Genomic DNA, 19,488 nt, shown 5'->3' with positions numbered 1-19,488 from the left:
GGGTGGGCATGACTCACTACCGCCGCTTCGGCCACGATATTATTGAACACACCCTGGAAGTACCGTGGGATTATGACAATCCGCGCGGGACTTTTGCTCTCTATGCCCGCGAAATCATCCCGCCAGGCGGCGAGGACTTGCCGGCGCTGCTGTACCTGCAGGGAGGCCCAGGTTTTCCGGCCCCACGGCCGGTCAAACCGACGGGGCTTATCGGCAAGGCGCTCGAGCGCTACCGCGTCATCCTCCTCGATCAGCGCGGCACGGGGCGATCGCACCGCATCGATAGGCTGAGCCCCGCAGAAGAGCGCAGCGCCGAACACCTGGCCTTATTGCGCCAGGACAGTATCGTGCGCGATGCCGAGCGCCTCCGCGAACACCTGGGGTTGGAGACTTGGTCCCTGTTCGGCCAGTCCTTCGGCGGCTTTTGCATCACTGCGTACCTGTCTCAGGCTCCCGAGTCCGTCAAGCACGCGTTTTTCACCGGTGGCATCCCCACGCTGCAGGGCGCGGATCACCTTTACCGCTCGACTTTTAGCAAGCTCAAGGCCCGCCAGGAGCGCTTCTACCGCGAGTTCCCCTGGGTGCGGCGCCGCATCGAGGAAATCATCGCCCACCTTGATAATTCCGATGAACGCCTGCACACCGGCGAGCGGCTGTCCTCGCTGCGCTTTCGCACCATTGGCACCGATTTGGGGCGGGGCACCGGGTTCGACGGCCTGGCCTACCTCCTGGAAGAGCCCTTCCGTACCGTGCGGGGAGAGAAGGTGCTGCGGGATGATTTCCTGTGGGGCATCGGCGAGCGCGTGAGCTTTGCGGAGGCCCCGCTTTATGCGGCGATCCACGAGTCCATTTATGCCGGCAGCGGCGGGCAGGCGGCGACGCAGTGGTCGGCGCACCGCGTGCGCGAGGAGTTCCCGGAGTTTGCCGAGTCCGGCACTTGGCTGACCGGCGAGCATATTTTCCCGTGGCAGTTCGACGAGGACCCGGCGCTGCAGGCCTTCAAGGAGGGCGCGCACGGCTTGGCGGAGCGGGATTTTACTGCGCCTTATGCGCTTGCCGATGCCCCCACCACCGCCGCCGCCATCTACCTCGACGATATCTTCGTACCGTTGGAAGAATCCTTGGCCACCGCCGCGCACTTGGGCGATCTGCGGCCGTGGGTGACGAATGAGTACCAGCACAATGGCATCGGCGAGAACGGCGCGGAGGTGATGGGCAAGCTCTTTGCGCTTATCGATGACCACTAGCGAACGCTTTCCGCCTGTGCGAAAATTAATTTCCCATACGTAGTTAGGGAGAGGGAATGTTGAGCTTAATCATCATCGGTATCATCATCTTGCTGATTCTCGCCACCGTATTTGATGGCTATTACATCGTGCGTACCCGCGAGGCGGCCATCTTGGAACGGTTGGGTAAATTCCAGACAGTCGCCCACGCGGGGTTGCACTTCAAGATGCCCTGGATCGACCGCGTGCGCGATAAGATTTCGCTGCAGGTGCGCCAACTGGACGTAATGGTGGAAACCAAGACGAAGGATAATGTCTTCGTCCAAATCCCGGTTGCGGTGCAGTACGAGGTGGTAGAAGGCCGCGAGCGCGAGGCCTTTTATATGCTCTCCAACCACGAGCAACAGATCGTGGCCTATGTGCAAGATAATGTGCGCTCGTCGGTGGCGAATATGGGCTTGGACGAGTCTTTTTCCTCCAAGGACACCATCGCGCAGAACGTGGCGGCCTCTCTCCGGGATAATATGGCCGAATACGGCTGGAACTTCGTCAATACGCTGGTAACCGATATTCGCCCGGATTCCCGCGTGCGCGAGTCCATGAACTCCATTAACGCGGCGCAGCGCGAGCGCGAGGCGGCCATCGCCCAGGCGGAGGCGGAAAAGATCCGCGTGGTCAAAGAAGCCGAGGGTGCCGCGGAGGCAAAGAAGCTGCAGGGTAGGGGTGTTGCCGAGCAGCGCAAGGAGATTGTAGAGGGCATCGCCCAGCAGTACGAGCTACTGCGCGATGCCGGTGTGCAGGAATCTCCCGAGGTCCTCATGCTGGTGTCGCAGTACCTCGACGCGATGGTCGATGTCTCGGATAACGGCCAAGCCTCCGTGCTCTACATGCCGTCCAACCCGCAGGGAATGGGCGATCTATTCAGCGGTATGCGCGACGTACTCATGGCGGACCGCGCCCTGGATGAGTCCGCCGGGCGATAGGAGCTTACCTGCGCCGCAGGAGGAGGACCAGCCCCAGGATGACGGGGACGCCGCCCATGATGATGAGGTAGGTCGTTTCGGCAGATGCCGAGGTGGGATCGTACAGCTGCGACATCGAACAGGCCAACGAGGTGCCGATGGCCATGGTGAGGAAGTACAGCGCGGAAAAGCGGGTGGCATATGCCCGCGGCGCGTGCGCGGCGGATGCGGCCATGCCCACTGGGCCGATGAAGAGCTCGCCGAGCGACATCAAAAAGATGGTGCCCGCTAATACCAGGAACGGCGTGGAATTTTCCCCGCCTCCCACAAAGGGCAACAGAAGGAACATGCCCGCACCGGCGAAGATGATGCCGCAGCCCATGAGCGCGCGCCGCGAGTTGGCCCAGCGCGTCATGCCCGCGGCCAAGGGTAGCGAGAGCAGGAGGATGAATAGCGGGTTGAGCGATTGCGTCCACGCCCGCGGGATCTCGAATCCGCCGATGGATCGGTTGAGGCGCTGATCCGAATAGACCGCAAGCACGCCGTAGATTTGCGGTTGCAGGGTCCAGTAGGCCGTTGAGCAGGCGAAAAGCGGAATGAAATCCAGGATGCGGCGCCGTTCATCCGCGGTGACCCGCGAGGATCGCAGCATACTGGCAAAAAGCCCCACCGCGGCCGCTACCGTGGCGATAAGAAGCAGCATCGTCAGCGTTGCCGGAGAAACGGTGATAATGATCAGCACGCCGGCCAGTAGCGCCGCCAGCGCGACCAAGCCCGCCTTGCCTGGGGCCTGGGTGGGATGAGGCGGACGAGTTGGCGCGTCTATCTTTTTCCGCAGCGCGCCGTAGGTGGCACACCCGCAGCACATGAGCACCGCCGCGGCAAAGAATCCGGCGTGGTAGCCGTATTCCTCGGCCAACCAGCCCGTGAGCATGGGGCCAAAAAGCGCGCCGACATTGATGCCGAGGTAGAAAATCTGAAAGGCCCCGTAGCGCGCGCCGGCCTCGGCGGGGAAAGCGGCGCCCAGAATCGTTATCGCGGCGGTCTTGAGCAGCCCCGAGCCAAGCGCGAGCGGCAAGAGCCCGATGATGAGCCCAGCGGTGCCGGGGATAAGCGAAAGGGCAAAGTGCCCGCACACCAACAGCCCAGCGCCGGTAAGTAGGGTGCGCTCGGCGCCCAAGAGGTGGTCGCTGACCCAGCCGCCCACAAACGTGAAAAGATAGAGCAGGCTGCCGTACGCGCCGACGAGCGCGGTGGCCTGCGTTTGCTCCATGCCGAGCCCGCCGGAGGTGGAGTAGAGGTAGTACGCGAGGATGGCTTGCATGCCATAAAAGCTGAAGCGCTCCCACATCTCGATGCCCGCAACCGCCGGCAAAACCACGGGTACGCGGCGAATTGAACGCCGTTCAAGAACTTTCATAAAAAGGACTGTAGCGGCCGAGAGTGTGTGCTAGATCTAATTTGGTGGATATTTCTACTAACGACATAGCTACAATCGATGCCCACCACATCTGGCACCCCTACGCCGAGCCCGGCGCGCCCACGCGCGTCGTGGAGTCGGCTGCGGGAGTCCACCTCACGCTTGCCGATGGCCCCCACCTCATCGACGCCATGTCCTCCTGGTGGGCCGCCGCCCACGGCCACAGCCATCCGCGGCTCACCGCTGCCGCCAAGGAGCAGATCGATCGCATGAGCCACGTGATGTTCGGCGGGCTCACGCACGAGCCGGCGGCGCGGCTGACGGCCAATCTCATGGAGCTTACGTGTCACGACTTCGCGCAGGTCTTTTATGCGGACTCGGGATCGGTCTCGGTAGAGGTCGCCATCAAGATGGCTCTGCAATACCAGCAGGGGATCGGCCACCCGGAGCGCACCAAGATGCTGACCTGGCGCTCGGGTTATCACGGCGATACCTTTGCCGCGATGAGCGTGTGCGATCCCGATGGCGGCATGCACTCGATGTGGACCGGCACCCTGGCGCAGCAGGTTTTCGCCCCAGCACCGCCCACGCGCGGGGCGAGCGAGAAGGCGCGCGCGGATTACCTACGCGAGCTGGAAGGCTGCATTACGAACGAAGTCGCAGCCTTGATCATCGAGCCCGTCGTCCAAGGCGCCGGCGGCATGCGCTTCCACGACCACGAGCTGGTGCGCGGGGCGCGCGAAATCTGCGACCGCCACGGAATCGTGCTGATCGCGGATGAAATAGCCACGGGTTTTGGGCGCACCGGGGACCTCTTTACCACCCAGGCGGCGGGAGTGGTGCCGGATATCATGTGCGTGGGTAAGGCGATGACCGGCGGTTTCATGACGATGGCCGCCACGCTCGCCACCGCCCGGGTTGCCGAGGGTATGCACCCACGCGCGCTGATGCACGGCCCGACCTTTATGGCCAACCCGCTGGCCTGCGCGGTATCTGCCGAGGCGACCTCCATGATCCTGGAGGGAAGGTGGCGGGGGCAGGTTGCGGGCATCGAGAAGCAGCTGCGCGCCGGGCTTTCCGGGCTAGAGGACGAGCCGGGCGTGGCGGACGTGCGGGTGCTGGGGGCTATCGGCGTGGTGGAGATGGAGCGCGACGTCGATATGTCAGGTGCTACGGACGCGGCGGTGGACCAAGGCGTGTGGCTGCGCCCGTTCGGCCGCCTTATCTACACCATGCCGCCTTTTATCAGTACCGAAGACGAGGTCGCGCAGATTTGCCGCGGTGTGCGCGCTGCGGTAGGAGGAGGAAAGCGATGATTATCTTTGTCACCGGCACCAATACCGACGTGGGAAAGACGGTGGCCACGGCGGTGCTCGCCAGCGCCCTTGCCCAGAGTGGGCGCGAGGTCGTCTATGCCAAGCCCCTGCAGACCGGCGAGCCGGGCAATAGCGGCGATGCGGCGACGGTGCGGGCCCTGGCCGGGGTCGAGGTCACGGAGATGGTGCGTTTTCCCGAGCCGCTGGCACCGAACCTTTCGGCGCGCCGGGCCCGCATGACTCCGCCGAGCAAAGAGGAACTCTGGGACTGGATCGCAGGGTTGGACGCACCAGGCCGGGTGGTGCTGGTGGAAGGTGCCGGCGGCTTGCTGGTGCGTTTGGCAGACGACTACACGCTTGCCGATGTCGCCACCAACCTCCTCATTGTCACCTCCCTCGGTCTTGGCAGCCTCAACGCCGCCGAGCTCACCGTCCGCGAGGCGCAGCGGCGCAGGATTAACGTGATGGGGCTTATCGGCGGCAGTTTGCCCGCGAGGCCGGATCTGGCGACGCGGTTGAACGTGGACGAGCTTCCTGCGGTCACGGGCTGCCGGTTGTGGGGCAGCGTGCAGGAGGGGGCCGGAGCGCTGGGCGGGGAGGACTTCGCCCGGATGACCCGAGAGCTCTTTCCCGGTGATGTGTGTGCGGAGTTGCTTGCGCACGCCGAGTAGCGCTACCTCGATGAGGCAGCGCTAGCGGACCCAGCGGACCTTGCCGTTTACCCGGGCAAGGCGGCCGCGCAGGGGAGGGGCGTTCGGATCGTCTTGGTTCACCCCGTTGTGGTACGGGCAGCACACGGTGAGGTTGTCCGCGTTGGTCATCCCGCCGTGCTTCCACGCCTGCAGGTGGTGGATTTGAGACTTATCCGCCGGGTGATTGCACGGCGGCCACGGGCAGGTGGGGTTTTCGGCGGCGGCCATCAGCCGCTGTTTTTCCGAGGCGAACCGCGAGGTCCGATACAGGTTGACCGGGCCCTTCACTGGGTGGATAAGCGTGGCTAGCCCGTGTTCGCTAAAGGTGCGCTCGACGAGCTGCGCGCCGGTAATGGTCGAGCCGTTGGTGAGCCGAAGCGTGACCTCGTCGCCATCGCCTTCCAGTATTTGATCCAGTGCGTTGAGCGGGATAATCACGTTCGTCGTGGTCTGTACCGTGGCAGCGCCCTCGCCGCGGAGGAGTTCGCGGAAGGATGCGAGTGGGTTATCGGGGTCGAGGGCGGAATCGAGATCCGCGAGGAAGGACGAGGGCGCAGTAATGCGCATCGTCCACGGGCCATCCGGGCGGCGCAGGAGTTGTACGCCCTCGCGCGGCGGCCGGCGGCGCGGGCGCCATTCGCGCAGGCGTTTTTTAGCGAGCTGGGCAATCTCGGAGGCCGGTCCGTGTTGCCGGCACAGCTCTACGCGCAGGTTCCACGCGGCGCGCTTGGTGGCAGCACGGGTGGCGTACTTCTCGATGAGCTTCAGGGTCACCAAATCGTGGTGGCGCGCGCCCGCGGCGGCAAGGCGCTGCTTGCGGCTAAAGGAAGTGGTGCCGAAATAAACCTCTGCCAGCGCGAGCAGCTCGCGGGCCTCGACATCCGGCAATCCGAGCTCGATGAGGTCGCTCTCAGGCATGCCGTGGGCCTCGGCGAGGATATCCATCGCCGAGGAAATCTGGGTGGCATAGGCCTGCAGTGCGTTCATGCCTGCAAATCTAGGCGCGCGCTACCGCGGCGCCAATCGCGCCCAGCGCCCGCCTGTGGATAACTTGTATAAACGTCTACAAACTTATCCCGCGGCCACCGCAAAGAGGTACGAAATCAGCATGCGCTTTAGCTCCATGACCACGGAATCGAACTTGTCTGGATCGCCCGAAATGGCGTAATTGAGCAGCGAAACCACGGTGTGGATAAGGAAGCGCGCCAGCTCAATGCGTTGCGCATCGCTGTGCTCGGTGGCCAGCGGGCGAAGGATCTCGGCGAGCGGCTCCAAGAGCTGCAGCTCGGTATCGGCGGCCGTGGCCCGCGTCGCCGGGGTGGACTGGATGGCGTGCCAGACGGCGCGCCGGGAAGGGGCCTCGCGCCACATGCGCGCCAAGTGGTCGATGAATTCATCCAAGACATCCGGCCACTGCGGGGCTGGTACGAGGCGCGAAAAACGCTCGATTTCGGCCAGGCTGGTGGCGGTATCTTGCCGGTCGAGCTCGCAGATGAGCACGTATTTATTGGCAAAGAACTGATACAGCGTACCGATCGGAACCTCGGCACGGTGGGCGACTTCATCGAAGGTGAAGGATTCGAAGCCGACATCGACAAGCACGGCGCGCGCCGCCTGAACAATGCGCTCAAAGCGCTCCCGGCTGCGCGCCTGCGCTGGCCGACGCCGCGGGACGAGGATTTCCTCCACCGGCTTACTCGAGGCCCTTCATCACGCGCGCGACGTGCCCAGTGGCCTTCACGTTGTAGTGGGTCTGGCCGATGGTGCCATCCGGCTCCACGAGGAAGGTGGAACGGATAACGCCTTGGACCACCTTGCCGTAGTTCTTCTTCTCCCCGAAGGCGCCATACGCGGTCATGACGGACTTATCTGGATCAGAAAGCAGCGGGAAGTTGAGATCGTGATCATCGCGGAACTTCGCCAGTGCCTCGGGTTTATCGGGGGAGATGCCTACCACCGCGATATTGAGGTCATTGAGCTCTGCTAAGGAATCGCGGAAATCGCAGGCTTCCTTGGTGCAGCCTGGGGTATTGGCGCGCGGGTAGAAGTACACCAGCACGCGCTGGCCTGCGTAATCGGAAAGGGAAACGGTGTTGCCGGTGGCATCGGCAAGCGAAAAAGCGGGGGCGGTATCTCCTACGTTCAAACGAGTTTCAGTCATGGACCCCACTTTACGTGCTCCCCAGCCTGCGCGGTGGAGACCCTGCACGGTAAGATAAGCTCGTTAAGAGCGAAACTTAAGCTAAGAGGAGAATTCCGTGGCACGCAATATTGAAGATATTCAACGCGATATCGAACGCACCCGGCGCCAGCTGGCTAGCACCCTGGATGAAATTGCGGATCGCAGCAAGCCGCAAAACCTCGTCGATGACGCCAAGGATGCCGCCACCGAAAAGTTGCAGGACCGCAACGTGCAGCTGGTACTCGGTGGCGTCGGCGCCGCCGTCGTTGGGCTGATTGCCTTTTCCGTGTTCCGCTCGCGTCGCCGCAAGAGCGACCTGAAGGAATTGCAGCGCCTGCTGTCTGAGCGCCACTAATTTTCCCCGCCTTACCCCCACGCGCGCCGTGGGGGCTTTTTTCGTATGCTAGGTCGCGATGAAAACTCCAATTCCTTTTTATTTGCAGGAAATTTTGACTCGGGTGCGAGGAAATCGCAGCGGCGCGGTGGCGGACTATATTCCCGAGCTCGCGAAGGCGGAACCGGACTACCTCGGCGTGGCCATCTGCACCACGACGGGGCATGTGTATTCCGCCGGCGATGCTGAGGTGGAATTCACCCTGCAGTCCGTGTCGAAGCCTTTTGCGTATGCCCTAGCGCTGCAGGAGCTCGGTTTGGATGCGGTGCGCGAGATCGTCGGCATGGAACCGTCCGGCGAGGCCTTCAATGAGCTTTCGCTCAACCGCGATGATCACCGGCCGGTGAATCCGATGATTAATGCGGGCGCGATCGCGGTAACGCAGCTAATTAATGGCGTGGATTCGGATCCGGCCGAGCGCGTGGAACAGCTGCGCACCTACTTTTCGCGGCTGGCGGGCCGCGAGCTGAAACTCGATGAAAAGGTGCGCGATTCCGAGCTGCAGGTCTCTGATAGGAACCTGTCTTTGGCGCACATGCTGCGCAATTACGACATCATCCAGGACGAGGCCCACGATGCGGTTTCGACCTACGTGGAGCAGTGCTCGATTAAGGTCACGGTGCGCGACCTCGCCGTGATGTCTGCCACCTTGGCCAATGGTGGCACGCAGCCGGTGACGGGGGAGAAGATCCTCGATGCCGATGTCTGCCGCCTGACGCTTTCTGTCATGAGCTCTGCGGGCATGTACGACGGCGCTGGGCGATGGATGGCCGAGGTCGGAATCCCAGCGAAATCCGGCGTTTCGGGCGGCCTGCTGGGAACCCTGCCCGGCCAATTGGGGGTCGCGACCTTCTCGCCGCGGCTTAATAAGGAGGGCAATTCCGTCCGCGGAGTGGATGCCTTGACCTTGCTGTCGAAGGATATGGGGCTGCACTTGATGTCCACGGATGAGCGCTACGGCGTGCACCCCGTGCGCAGGATGGAGACCGAGGACGACCTCACGGTGATCTTCCTGCAGGGCCTTATCAACTTCAACGCGGCGGAGACCATCTTGCATCAGCTCACCGAATGCGAATTTGGTGAGGGCACGGTGGTGCTGGAGCTATCCCATATCACCGGATCCAACCGGATGGGCCGGCGCATGCTGAAGGAAGGCCTCCGGCGCATCCGCGAGGCTGGTTTCGATATCGCCATCGTGGATCCGGACGGCGAATTGGAGGACCGTACCATGGCGGACGGCACTGAGGTGCCCAAGGGTGAGCCGGAAGATTACGCAATCGCCGAGGAGGTAGTTTAGGTTTGGTTCACCTTACTTGGTTAAGCTAGGATAAGCTCGCACTTATCCTCAATTCGAGGAATCCGACTAACCAAGGACTCAAGATGGCATATAGATTCCCCAAGGTAATGGCCGTGGTGGCGGCCTCCGCCACCGCACTTGTAGGCTGCAGCACCGACGAAGAAACAACCAACAACGGCGGCGGCAGCGACGATGCTGCCCTGTCCTTCACCGACCTCGCGGGCCGCGACGTAGAACTCGACAAGGCCCCCGAGCGCGTCCTGTTAGGCGAGGGCCGCTCCATCTTCGCCACCGGCATCCTCAATACCGAGGATCCGCTGGATAAGGTCGTAGGCATCGGATCCGACCTGAAGAAGAACGTGCCGGACTACTACAACGTCTTGGAAGAAAAGCTGCCCAAGGTCAATGAATTGCCGGAAATCGGCGGGTTCACCAAGGGCGATGTCACCGTGGAAAACCTGGTGAGCTTGGATCCAGACCTCATCGTGTTGTCCAAGGACCAGTACGACGCCTCGCAAGAGGCAGGCCTGACAGAGAAGATGGATCAGGCAGGCCTCAAGTACGCCGTGACCGATTTCCGCGCCAAGCCGCTGGAAAACACCACCAAGTCCATGGATATTTTCGGTGAGATCTTCGGTAAAGAAGAGCGCGCCAAGGAATTCAACGAAGAGTGGCAAGAAACCGTGGACCTGGTCAAGGAGCGTGCGGACAAGGTAAAGGACAAGCCCAAGACCTTCGTTTGGCGCGCGGCCGGTGTCTCGGACTGCTGTGGCTCGTGGAATGACTCCAATATCTCGCAGCTGGTCAACGTCGCCGGCGGCGAAAACGTGGCCGACGGCATCATCCCAGGCGAATCCGGTGCCCTGACCCCAGAAAAGGTCCTCGAGACTGACCCAGACATGGTGATTGCCACCGGCGGCGATTGGTCCGAAATGAAAGACGATGAGGGCAACCCCGTGGGCTACGCCGCGGTGGGCTATGGCATCGGTGAAGATGAGGCGGAGTCGAGCGTTACCAAGCTGCCGAGCCACCAGCCCGGTTTTGAGAACCTGCGCGCGGTCAAGGAACACAAACTGCACAGCATGTGGCACCAGTTCTACAACTCGCCGTTCAACTACCTGGCGCTGCTGCAGATCGCGGAATGGATCAACCCGGAGGCGTATGAGGATATGGACATCGACAAGCAGTGGATGCAAGCGCAAGAAAAGTACTCGCCGGTTGCTGGCGAGGGAACCTTCTTTAGCACGAATTAATGGTGAGTGCGGAGGTAGCTGCCCTTACGCAGCAACACAAGAAGCTCACCTGGCAGCGCATCAGCATCGTCGCGGGCCTGTGCCTCATTGCGGCGGTGGCGTTTGTGGTCAGCAACTTCGTCGGCGCCATCGACATCAGCCCCGGCGAGGTCATCAGGGGCATCGTGAATCCCTCGAGCCTGGATGACCAGACGCATACGGTGCTGTGGAAGCTGCGCTTGCCGATGGCCGTTATGGCCCTGCTCATCGGCGTCAGCCTCTCGCTGGCCGGCGCGGAGATGCAGACCATCTTGAATAACCCGCTGGCGGAGCCGTTTACCCTCGGTATTTCCGCCGCGGCGGCCTTCGGCGGCGCTAGTTCCATCGTGCTCAAGTGGCAGCTGCTAACCCAGCCGCAGTTCAACCTGGCGCTGGTGGCGTGGTTGTCTGCGGCGGTGGCGACGGCGATCATCGTCGTGGCGGCCATTATCCGGGGTGCGAAAGCGGAGACCATGGTGTTGCTGGGCATTGGTTTGGTCTTTTTCTTCCAGGCCATGCTCGCGCTTATCCAGTACCAGTCTTCGGCCGAGGCGCTCCAGCAGATCGTCTTTTGGTCCATGGGGTCGCTTACGCGCGCGAACTGGGCCGCCAACGGCGTGCTGGCGGGTGTGCTGCTGGTTGCCCTGCCCATTTTGTGGGCGCTGTCGTGGCGGCTTACGGCCTTGCGGCTTGGCGATGCCCGCGCTGCCGCCATGGGCATTAATACCGCGCGGCTACGCGTGGTGGTGCTCATCGTGGTCTCCCTCGTGGCGGCAACGACGGTGGCCTTCGCCGGCATCATCGGCTTTATCGGCCTCGTGGGCCCGCACATCGCTCGTATGCTGGTGGGCGAGGACCAGCGCTATTTCGTGCCCGCCTCCATGGCCGCCGGCGCGGCCGTGATGTGTGCGGCGCACGCGGCAAGCCTGATGATTAAGCCGGGTCTGGCCATTCCGATTGGCATCGTGACCTCGCTTTTGGGCGTGCCGTTCTTTATCGCCATCGTGATGGCTCGAAGGAGGGCGCTGTGGACGTAGAACTTACCCTGCGCGGTATAAGCGCAGCCTACGGCAAGCACACCGTGCTCGAAGCGGTAGACGTGGATACGCTGCAAGGCGGTCAACTGGTTGGCCTCTTAGGTCCCAACGCGTCCGGTAAAACCACGCTGATCAAGTCCCTTGCCGGCGTGCACCGCGGGTACAAGGGCGAGGTGGATTTCCTGGTGGAAGGAGAAAGCCCGCGGGGCAAGCGCCGCCGCCAGCTGATTGGCTACGTCCCGCAGGATTTGCCCAGCACCGCGGCGCTGCGGGCGTTTGAAACGGTGCTGATCGCGGCGCGTCGGGAAGCGTGCGAGGACCCTATTACCCGCACCGGCGAGGTGCTGCACGCGATGGGGCTGGACGCCATTGCCTCGCGCTACCTCAACGAGCTATCTGGCGGCCAGCGTCAGCTCGTCGCCGTGGCGCAGATGCTGGTGGGAAATCCCGGCCTGATGCTCTTGGACGAGCCGACGTCCGCGCTCGACCTGCATCGCCAGTTCTTCGTCCTCGAGGAGGTGCGCGAGAAGGCTAGGCGCGAAGGCAGCCTGGGGCTGGTGGCCATCCATGACATCAACCTGGCCGCGCGCATGTGTGACCAGCTGGTGGTGCTCAAATCCGGCCGTATTCGTGCCCAGGGCACGCCTGGAGACGTGCTCACGCGCGAACTGGTGGAAAGTGTTTATGGGGTAGAGGCGGACATCGTGGAGCACCGCGGTGTTCCCGTCGTCGCGCCCCAACGCGTGAAATAAGCAAAGGCCGAGCGAGATGCTCGGCCTTTTTGCTAGCCTTGAACTGCTAGCTTTGAAAAAGAAAAAATCGCGAGGTGCTTGCCTCGCGATTTTGCTGTTGTGCGCCATCAGGGAATCGAACCCCGAACCCACTGATTAAGAGTCAGTTGCTCTGCCAATTGAGCTAATGGCGCAGTGTTGACGTCCTGCCGTGTGGCTCTCTGTGCAACGAGTAGAAACTTTAGCACTCCGGTTGAAAAACTGTAAAATCGCCAGCTCATAGTACATTTCTGGGGGAATATAACAGTTTGGATAATGGTGCGCTTGTTTCTGGTATTTGGGGTGGCAAGGCGATAGTCTGGATTGGTCTTGAAAGAACTACTGTATTTCTAAGGTCTACTTAGTGATTATTTCCCTCCCTAAACCCCGCCGCATTGCTGCTGCGAGCATTGTGTGCATTTCCCTGGTAGCAGCCTCGTGCTCCGTTAATTCCGCCGCTGAAAACCGCTCGGGGGACCAGGAATCTACCTCGAGCTCAGCTGAGCAATCTGAGCAGAAAGAAAAGTCCAAGCTTTCCGCCTCCGTGAAGGATGGGGCAGAGGATGTCGATCCATCCAAGCCTGTCACCGTGGAATCCACCACCGAGCTCAAGAGCGTGACCATGACCAATGAGCTGGGCGTGGAAGTTGAAGAAAAACTCTCTGAGGACGGTAAGAAGTGGACTACGGCGGAGGATCTTGGCTATAACCACACTTATTCCATCGTGGCCACTGACAAGGATGGCAATAAGAAGAACCTGAGCTTTTCCACCTCCCAGGCGGCGGGCGTCGCCCAGGTGGCGATGACGCCTATCCCTGGCTCTGAGGTGGGTGTGGGCCAGGTTATCGGCGTCAATTTCGGCACCTATATCACCGACCGCAAGGCGGCAGAGGACACGATTACGGTTAAGACCAACCCAGAGGTGGAAGGCGCGTTCTACTGGGTGAATAACCAAGAGGTGCGCTGGCGCCCCAAGGAGTATTGGGGGCCGGGCACCAAGGTTGAGGTCAAGGTCGATCAATACGGCAAGGACCTCGGTGGCGGCATCTACGGCGGGGAAAATACCGGGACGGATTTCACCATCGGGGATCGCACCGTCACGCTGGTGGATAATGCCACCAAGACCATGAAGGTCTACAAGAACAAGGAGCTCTTGCGCACCATTCCGGTATCGCTGGGTCGCGATTATCAATATGACACCCCGAATGGGCGCTATGTCATTGGCGATCAGCACCAGTCGCTGCTGATGGATTCTGAGACCTTCGGGCTTGCGCACGATGCGGGCGGCTACAGCACCGAGGTGGACTGGGCTACCCAGATGTCCTATTCCGGCATTTACGTGCACTCCGCACCGTGGTCCGTGTGGGCGCAGGGTAATTCCAATACCTCTCACGGCTGCATCAACGTCACGCCAGAGGCCGCGCAGTGGTTCCAGAACACCGTCAAGCGCGGCGATATCGTCCACGTAATCAATACTTATGGTGGGACGCTTAACCCCTTGGACGGCTTGGGCGATTGGAATATGCCCTGGGAGGAATGGTCCAAGGGCAACGCGGACGCTAATCAATAATCCGCACAATTTTTAGGCGCATGGCTACAGTGGTGGCCATGCGCTTTTCTATTTTGGACCGCGGGGCGGCAGGCACACTCGATGGGGTAGCCGAGCATGCGCAGCATGTGGAGCGGCTGGGTTTTCACAGGTTTTTCCTCGCCGAGCACCACGGGGTGCCGGGCATCCCAGCGGGCCAGCCGGGCATGTTGGCTTCGCACGTGGCGGCGCGCACGCAGCGCATTCGCGTGGGTATCGCAGGAATTATGGTGCTCAACCACCCGCCGTTTCTAGTCGCGGAACAGATTAACCTCTTGGAGGCGCTGTACCCCGGCAGGATCGATATTGGGTTGGGCTCCTCGGTGGGCTTTACGGCGCCAGTGCGCAAGGCGCTGCGCCAGGGCGATCCGCTGGAGCTCAAGCCGCAGTTCGAGAACGAGGTCGAGGCCCTGTTGCGCTACCTGCGCGGAGAGGCGGCGGTGACGGTGCGGCCCGAGTATGCGGGCACGCCCACCTATCATCTCCTCCCTCAATATCGCCGTGGCCGATACCGCGGACCAAGCGCGGGACCTTTTGCTGCCGGAGTCCTATGCAAAGGTCATGGCCCAGTCCACCGGGGAATTCGCGCCGCTGCGCCCAGCCCGCGAATTGGATCTGGAGGGGCTAACGAGCCAGCAACAGCGCCGCATCGACGAGTCCCTGGGCCACGACGTCTGGGGGACGGTGGGGGAAGTGGGGGAGGAACTAAGGGGCATCGGCAAGCAGCTGGGCGTCGATGAGTTCCTGATTACCGGAGACATGCCGGATCTCGCGGGGAGGGCCCGCTCGGGGCCTAAACGACAGGATGTGTTGGTGAAGTTATATGTTTAGCCCGTCTGGCCTGCTGGTATTAGGATTATTTCACTTATCCGGAGACATAACGCAGCCTCGGACCTGAAATACCGCCGGGGGCGTGCTGATGTGCTAAGCGCTGAGGTTCACGATGAATGGATGAGTAAGAATCATCCTCGATGCCCCGTCTGTAGCGAGGTGTGCACCAAAATACGGGACTACAAGCACCTATGCACCAGCGATGGCGATGGAACGCCTGTAAAGCCACTGTCACTCGCGCTAGAGGCCGACCCAGGAAAGTGGGCGAATCAGGGCGCAGACCCACGAGCCAAAGCACACACCCTAGCCAACCAAGAAACACAAGCCACCATCGGCCGTGAATACGGCCGACCAGCAACTTTCGACAGTTGCCTACAACCACTCTATGGGAATACGCAAAGGCCACATGCCCTAAACCACGCAGTCCACCAACACAAAATGTCGTTTACCCCGACACGCCAGAAAACAACACATTTTGTCGTTTAACCCCCCGCTCGGAGGAAATGGTGGTGGAGATATAAAAAATCCCGAGCGCGGGGCTCGGGAGATTGGGGTGGCTGACGGGACTCGAACCCGCGACAACCAGGATCACAACCTGGTGCTCTACCAGCTGAACTACAGCCACCATCGTTGCGCGAAAGCAACGAGATATAGGTTAACTCACGCCGCGTAAATTACAAAAACGCCTGGTAATCGGCGGTGGTTTCGGCCTTGAGCTCCTCGGCTTCGGTAGAAGTTGGGCCCTCATCGGTGCGAAAGACGCTGCGGCGATAGAAATCGAGCTCGCGGATGGACTCGATGATGTCCTGCAGCGCGCGGTGGGCCATGCCCTTATCGGGCTGGTTGTAGTAGGCCCGCGGGTGCCAGCGCCGGGCGAGCTCCTTGATGGTTGAGACATCGATCATGCGGTAGTGCAGCGCCTCATCTAGCCGCGGCATATAGGTGCGGATGAAGGTGCGGTCGGTGGCGATGGAATTGCCGGCTAGGGGAGCCGGGTGCTCGCAGTGCTCGTTGATGAGCGCCAGTACCGCGTCCTCGGCCTCGCGGATGGTCGTGGTGGACTGGCGGATTTCCTTATCGAGGCCGGAGTTTGCGTGCATTTCGGTGACGAAGGAATCCATCTGGGATAGTTCCTCTTCGGTGGCGTGGACGACGAGATCGATGCCCTTGCCAAGGATGTTGAGGTTGCCGTCCGTGATGACTGCGGCCACCTCGACGATGACGTGGCGTTTCGGGTCGAGGCCGGTCATTTCCAGGTCGATCCACACGAGGCGATCATATTTTGCGGCGATTTCGGGAGAAGACATGCGTTCCATTCTAACCCCGACTGACGGGGCCCTCCGCGCGGTCCGATCTGCACCCCACAAAGCGAAAAGAAAAATTTACCTATCGTTTTACCGACACTGGGAAGTGATTTACGGCATACTTTCTATATCGTGCTTCACAAGGGAGGTGCGAATGACTAAGGAGTTTCTCGATGGCAAACTTTCTCGATGCCCTCAATTCCATAATTTGGTCGCCCGCCCTCGTGTTTTTGTGCTTGGGTGCGGGTGTTTATTTCACCGTGGTAACGCGGGGCCTGCAGGTCCGCTGCCTACCGGATATGCTGCGGCAAATTTCCAAGGGTGAAAAATCCGACGACGGTGTTTCTTCCTTTCAATCGTTGATGGTCTCGCTATCCGGCCGCGTGGGCGTGGGTAATATCGCCGGCGTGTCCACGGCCATCGCCTTCGGTGGCCCTGGTGCGGTGTTCTGGATGTGGGCTGTGGCGCTTTTGGGCTCGTCCACCTCCTTCATCGAGTGCACCCTGGCGCAGATTTATAAAGAAAAAGACCAGGACACCGGCGAGTACCGCGGTGGCCCGGCTTACTACATCGAAAAAGCGTATAAGCACACCAAGGCCGCGCCGTTCATGATGGTCTATGGCATCCTCTTTGCGATCGCCATGATTTTGGCCACCAGCTACTTCCTGCCGGGCATCCAGGCCAATGCGGTTGCCGCGGCTGCCGATACCGCGTGGGGTGTTAACTCCACCTGGGCAGCGGTTGTCCTGGCCGGCATTTTGGCCATCATCATTATCGGTGGAGTCAAGCGCATCGCTAACTTCGCCACCCTTGTCGTGCCGTTTATGGCCGTGATTTACATCGGCATTTCCATCGTGGTGATGCTCATCAACTACTCGCAGATTCCAGAGGTCTTCGGCCTTATCTTTAAGTCTGCGTTCAACCTCGAGGCTGGGTTCTCCGGCATGCTGGGTGTGGCCATCATGTGGGGCGTTAAGCGCGGTATTTACTCCAACGAGGCCGGCCAGGGTACCGGCCCGCAGTCCGCTGCCGCCGCGGAAGTCTCCCACCCGGCTAAGCAGGGCTTCGTGCAGTCCTTCGCCGTGTACATCGACACCCTCTTCGTCTGCTCCGCAACGGCGTTTATGATCATCTCCACGGATATGTACACGGTCTTCCGTGGCGAATCCGAGGATGGCGAGGTTGTCTACCAAGGCTCGCTTCCCGATGACGTCGCGGTCGGCCCCGGCTTCGTCCAATCCGGCCTCGATAGCGTCTTTGCCGGTTGGGGCCCGACGTTTATCGCCGTGTCCATTGCCTTCTTCGCCTTTACCACCGTGCTGGCGTACTACTACATGTCCGAGGTCAACCTGACCTACTTCAACCGTTGGGTTAAGTCTCGCCCGATTCGCCGCGGCCTGGTGTGGGCGCTGCGCATCCTCATCATCGTTTCGGTCATCGTGGGTGCCACCACGACGCCGGGTTCTGCCTGGGCACTGGGCGATATCGGCGTGGGTACCACCGCATGGCTAAATATCATCGCCATCCTCTTCCTGCAGGTTCCGGCGCTTAAGGTCCTGAAGGACTACGAGAAGCAAAAGAAGGCGGGCAAGGATCCGGAATTCGACCCAGAAGCGGTGGGCATCAAGAATGCGGACTTCTGGGTGGACCGCAAAAACGCCCGCGCGGCGGCACAAGCAGCCGGGAGCCAAGCAGCCGGCAAGAATGCTGAAAGTTAACCCATCTGGGAATAAAAACGCCCGATAAGCGGCGCGATGACTGGGGTTGGCAACACCTTGCTGACCACGTTCATCGCCTTTGACAAGGGGCCAGGGACCACGCGGCGTTGGCCTTTTTGCATGGCCGCGATGGTCTCTTGGGAGCAGGACTCGTAGGTGGTCCACAGCGCATCGGGCACGACCTTATCCACGATGGTCTGGTCTTCCTCGGCGATGGTGGCCTCGCGCACCGGCCCAGGAGCTAGCAGGGTGCAGCTGATCCCAGAGCCCTTGAGCTCATAGTGCAGCGCCTCCGTAAACGCATTCACCCCGGCCTTGGTAAAGACGTAGGTCGCGTTATTGGGGATGGGGATATTGCCGGCCGTTGAGCCTACATTGCAAATGGCGCCCGCACGCCGCGGGAGCATGTGTTCCAGCGCGGCACGGGTCAGGCGGTGCACGGCGGTGCCGTTTAAGGCGAACTGGGAGGTCTCGTAGCCCCAGTCCTGGTCCATGAAGGGCCCGAAGCTGGCGATGCCGGCGGAATTGACCAGGATGGAGACTTCCTTGGAGGAGATGGCATCAATGACCGCCTCGACCCCCTCATCAGTGGCCAAATCCGCGGGCAAGGCAATGGCCTCAATGTGGTGGCGGCGCTCAAGTTCTGTGGCGATGTCTTTCAGGATTTCGCCGCGCCGGGCAACGAGGATGACGTTATAGCCCATCGCCGCGAAATCGTGGGCCATCGCCTTGCCGATGCCCTGACTAGCGCCCGTAACCAGGGCGTAGGAGGTACGAGATGGTGCCGGAAGTGACATTGTCGAGCCTTTCGAAGGAGCCAGTTGCTAAAGACCCTAGCGTAGACAAAAAGCCGGCACGCTGCGAAAAAGTCTCGAGGCATCGTAGCTTAAAGGAACGATGTCTCGAGACTTCACACGGTGCCCCCAGCAGTGTCCGAATTCATGACTTATTTGACAGTTTGTTCCTGGGGAAGTGGTCGTGATGATTGACAGGTCAGTCGCGACATAGTTGACGCTTAGGGTTACCTGGCTGTGTCGGGTGATGTTTTACTCATCAGTCGCGACATGTTTGACACTATGAATAGTCCTAACCGAAACATGGCCATCGTCAACGCAGTCCGCAAACAGGGCCGCCCGTAATTAGAATCTACGGTTTTCGGATACGTGCCATTGCGGTAATTATCCGTTCCAGCAGTAGCTTTAGCTGCTCTATCACCGGATGCATAACCCAGGTGGGTATCCATTTCCGCGTTCAGCCCGCGGGTAATTGAAGCTTGCAACATACCGCGAACCAAATCATTGGCATCCGTGGTGGAAGTGCCTAGCTCATCAATAAGTTTCGCCATCTCAGGGTTAGCAAGAAGCTTCTTTTCAATCGCATCAATCTTGGCCTTATCAGCCGGATTGGGGTTGCCCGCAAATCGTGGACACGTAGTGGAGCTACCTAGTGGTTAGGCAGCTATTTCTTTTCTGCTGGTGGT

The 19,488-nt window shown here is 60.9% G+C and carries 18 protein-coding genes, 2 tRNA genes and 4 pseudogenes; 15 read left to right on the top strand and 9 right to left on the bottom strand.

Annotated features, from left to right (window positions below; all coding sequences use genetic code 11):
• Positions 1–8: 8 nt before the first annotated feature.
• Together ABRP86_RS07795 and ABRP86_RS07790 are read left to right on the top strand one after the other, a co-directional pair.
• Positions 9–1,247 carry an alpha/beta fold hydrolase gene (locus tag ABRP86_RS07795; RefSeq protein WP_349863574.1) on the top strand — a complete coding sequence of 413 codons (1,239 nt, stop codon included), beginning with the start codon at positions 9–11 and terminating at the stop codon, positions 1,245–1,247.
• A 56-nt stretch (positions 1,248–1,303) separates the two neighbouring features.
• Positions 1,304–2,209 carry an SPFH domain-containing protein gene (locus ABRP86_RS07790; protein ID WP_284771626.1) on the top strand — a complete coding sequence of 302 codons (906 nt, stop codon included), beginning with the start codon at positions 1,304–1,306 and terminating at the stop codon, positions 2,207–2,209.
• Between the two features lie 4 nt (positions 2,210–2,213).
• On the opposite strand, the gene ABRP86_RS07785 is transcribed toward ABRP86_RS07790, so the two are convergent.
• A complete protein-coding gene (locus ABRP86_RS07785; RefSeq protein ID WP_349863571.1) occupies positions 2,214–3,608 on the bottom strand; it encodes a peptide MFS transporter in 1,395 nt (464 codons plus the stop codon).
• 41 nt (positions 3,609–3,649) lie between these two features.
• Here ABRP86_RS07785 and ABRP86_RS07780 point away from each other — a divergent pair, with 41 nt between their 5' ends.
• Positions 3,650–4,924 carry an adenosylmethionine--8-amino-7-oxononanoate transaminase gene (locus ABRP86_RS07780; protein ID WP_239269919.1) on the top strand — a complete coding sequence of 425 codons (1,275 nt, stop codon included), beginning with the start codon at positions 3,650–3,652 and terminating at the stop codon, positions 4,922–4,924.
• Positions 4,921–5,595 (top strand): dethiobiotin synthase, encoded by a 675-nt coding sequence (gene bioD / locus ABRP86_RS07775; protein WP_349863569.1) that lies wholly within the window; start codon positions 4,921–4,923, stop codon positions 5,593–5,595. The genes ABRP86_RS07780 and bioD overlap by 4 nt, the downstream gene beginning before the upstream one ends.
• Positions 5,596–5,616: 21 nt before the next feature.
• Here the strand turns inward: bioD and ABRP86_RS07770 are convergent, their stop codons facing one another.
• The 3 genes from ABRP86_RS07770 to bcp all read right to left on the bottom strand — a co-directional run bounded on the left by ABRP86_RS07770 (position 5,617) and on the right by bcp (position 7,777).
• Complete coding sequence (locus ABRP86_RS07770) at positions 5,617–6,603, bottom strand: HNH endonuclease signature motif containing protein (RefSeq protein WP_239269892.1); 987 nt, start codon at positions 6,601–6,603, stop codon at positions 5,617–5,619.
• Positions 6,604–6,687: 84 nt separating this feature from the next.
• Entirely contained in the window at positions 6,688–7,305 is a 618-nt protein-coding gene (locus ABRP86_RS07765; RefSeq protein WP_349863567.1) for a TetR/AcrR family transcriptional regulator, read from the bottom strand.
• Between the two features lie 4 nt (positions 7,306–7,309).
• On the bottom strand, positions 7,310–7,777 hold the full coding sequence (gene bcp, locus ABRP86_RS07760) for a thioredoxin-dependent thiol peroxidase (protein ID WP_284637683.1): 468 nt from the start codon (positions 7,775–7,777) through the stop codon (positions 7,310–7,312).
• A 97-nt stretch (positions 7,778–7,874) separates the two neighbouring features.
• Between bcp and ABRP86_RS07755 the strand changes: the two genes are divergently transcribed.
• The 5 genes from ABRP86_RS07755 to ABRP86_RS07735 all read left to right on the top strand — a co-directional run bounded on the left by ABRP86_RS07755 (position 7,875) and on the right by ABRP86_RS07735 (position 12,549).
• Positions 7,875–8,153: a DUF3618 domain-containing protein gene (locus ABRP86_RS07755; RefSeq protein WP_239269889.1), complete on the top strand. Its 279-nt coding sequence runs from the start codon at positions 7,875–7,877 to the stop codon at positions 8,151–8,153.
• Positions 8,154–8,211: 58 nt separating this feature from the next.
• The gene (locus tag ABRP86_RS07750; protein WP_239269888.1) at positions 8,212–9,489 is read left to right on the top strand and encodes a glutaminase; all 1,278 of its coding nucleotides are present in this window, start codon (positions 8,212–8,214) and stop codon (positions 9,487–9,489) included.
• Between the two features lie 83 nt (positions 9,490–9,572).
• Positions 9,573–10,742, top strand: coding sequence for an ABC transporter substrate-binding protein (locus ABRP86_RS07745; protein WP_239269887.1), 1,170 nt, complete (start codon positions 9,573–9,575; stop codon positions 10,740–10,742).
• On the top strand, positions 10,742–11,797 hold the full coding sequence (locus ABRP86_RS07740; RefSeq protein ID WP_349863564.1) for a FecCD family ABC transporter permease: 1,056 nt from the start codon (positions 10,742–10,744) through the stop codon (positions 11,795–11,797). Before ABRP86_RS07745 ends, ABRP86_RS07740 begins: the two co-directional genes overlap by 1 nt.
• A complete protein-coding gene (locus tag ABRP86_RS07735; protein ID WP_284771617.1) occupies positions 11,788–12,549 on the top strand; it encodes an ABC transporter ATP-binding protein in 762 nt (253 codons plus the stop codon). The genes ABRP86_RS07740 and ABRP86_RS07735 overlap by 10 nt, the downstream gene beginning before the upstream one ends.
• Positions 12,550–12,649: 100 nt before the next feature.
• Here the strand turns inward: ABRP86_RS07735 and ABRP86_RS07730 are convergent.
• Positions 12,650–12,722: transfer RNA gene (locus ABRP86_RS07730), tRNA-Lys, on the bottom strand.
• A 209-nt stretch (positions 12,723–12,931) separates the two neighbouring features.
• Between ABRP86_RS07730 and ABRP86_RS07725 the strand changes: the two genes are divergently transcribed.
• From ABRP86_RS07725 to ABRP86_RS11685, 5 genes and pseudogenes are all read left to right on the top strand, one after another.
• Positions 12,932–14,137 (top strand): L,D-transpeptidase, encoded by a 1,206-nt coding sequence (locus ABRP86_RS07725; RefSeq protein WP_349863560.1) that lies wholly within the window; start codon positions 12,932–12,934, stop codon positions 14,135–14,137.
• 20 nt (positions 14,138–14,157) lie between these two features.
• A pseudogene (locus ABRP86_RS07720) lies at positions 14,158–14,589 on the top strand (LLM class flavin-dependent oxidoreductase); the annotation flags it as partial.
• A gap of 25 nt (positions 14,590–14,614) precedes the next feature.
• Complete coding sequence (locus ABRP86_RS07715) at positions 14,615–14,986, top strand: hypothetical protein (RefSeq protein ID WP_349863614.1); 372 nt, start codon at positions 14,615–14,617, stop codon at positions 14,984–14,986.
• Between the two features lie 120 nt (positions 14,987–15,106).
• A pseudogene (locus ABRP86_RS11690) lies at positions 15,107–15,228 on the top strand (transposase-like zinc-binding domain-containing protein); the annotation flags it as partial.
• 37 nt (positions 15,229–15,265) lie between these two features.
• Positions 15,266–15,401: pseudogene (locus tag ABRP86_RS11685) on the top strand (IS1249 family transposase); the annotation flags it as partial.
• 134 nt (positions 15,402–15,535) lie between these two features.
• On the opposite strand, the gene ABRP86_RS07710 reads toward ABRP86_RS11685, so the two are convergent.
• Positions 15,536–15,611, bottom strand: a tRNA-His gene (locus ABRP86_RS07710).
• A gap of 49 nt (positions 15,612–15,660) precedes the next feature.
• A complete protein-coding gene (gene orn, locus ABRP86_RS07705; RefSeq protein WP_349863558.1) occupies positions 15,661–16,302 on the bottom strand; it encodes an oligoribonuclease in 642 nt (213 codons plus the stop codon).
• Positions 16,303–16,463: 161 nt separating this feature from the next.
• Here orn and ABRP86_RS07700 point away from each other — a divergent pair, with 161 nt between their 5' ends.
• A complete protein-coding gene (locus tag ABRP86_RS07700; RefSeq protein WP_349863556.1) occupies positions 16,464–18,008 on the top strand; it encodes an alanine/glycine:cation symporter family protein in 1,545 nt (514 codons plus the stop codon).
• On the opposite strand, the gene cmrA is transcribed toward ABRP86_RS07700, so the two are convergent.
• Positions 18,005–18,805 (bottom strand): mycolate reductase, encoded by an 801-nt coding sequence (cmrA, locus tag ABRP86_RS07695; protein WP_349863553.1) that lies wholly within the window; start codon positions 18,803–18,805, stop codon positions 18,005–18,007. The genes ABRP86_RS07700 and cmrA overlap by 4 nt on opposite strands.
• A 335-nt stretch (positions 18,806–19,140) precedes the next feature.
• Positions 19,141–19,392: pseudogene (locus ABRP86_RS07690) on the bottom strand (transposase); the annotation flags it as partial.
• Positions 19,393–19,488 lie beyond the last annotated feature (96 nt).

Origin of the sequence: Corynebacterium sp. KPL3927, from assembly GCF_040225835.1 — a bacterium.
GTDB lineage: Bacteria > Actinomycetota > Actinomycetes > Mycobacteriales > Mycobacteriaceae > Corynebacterium.
Note: the sequence above shows the minus strand (reverse complement) of the source record. Positions and strands in the feature narration are given on the sequence as shown.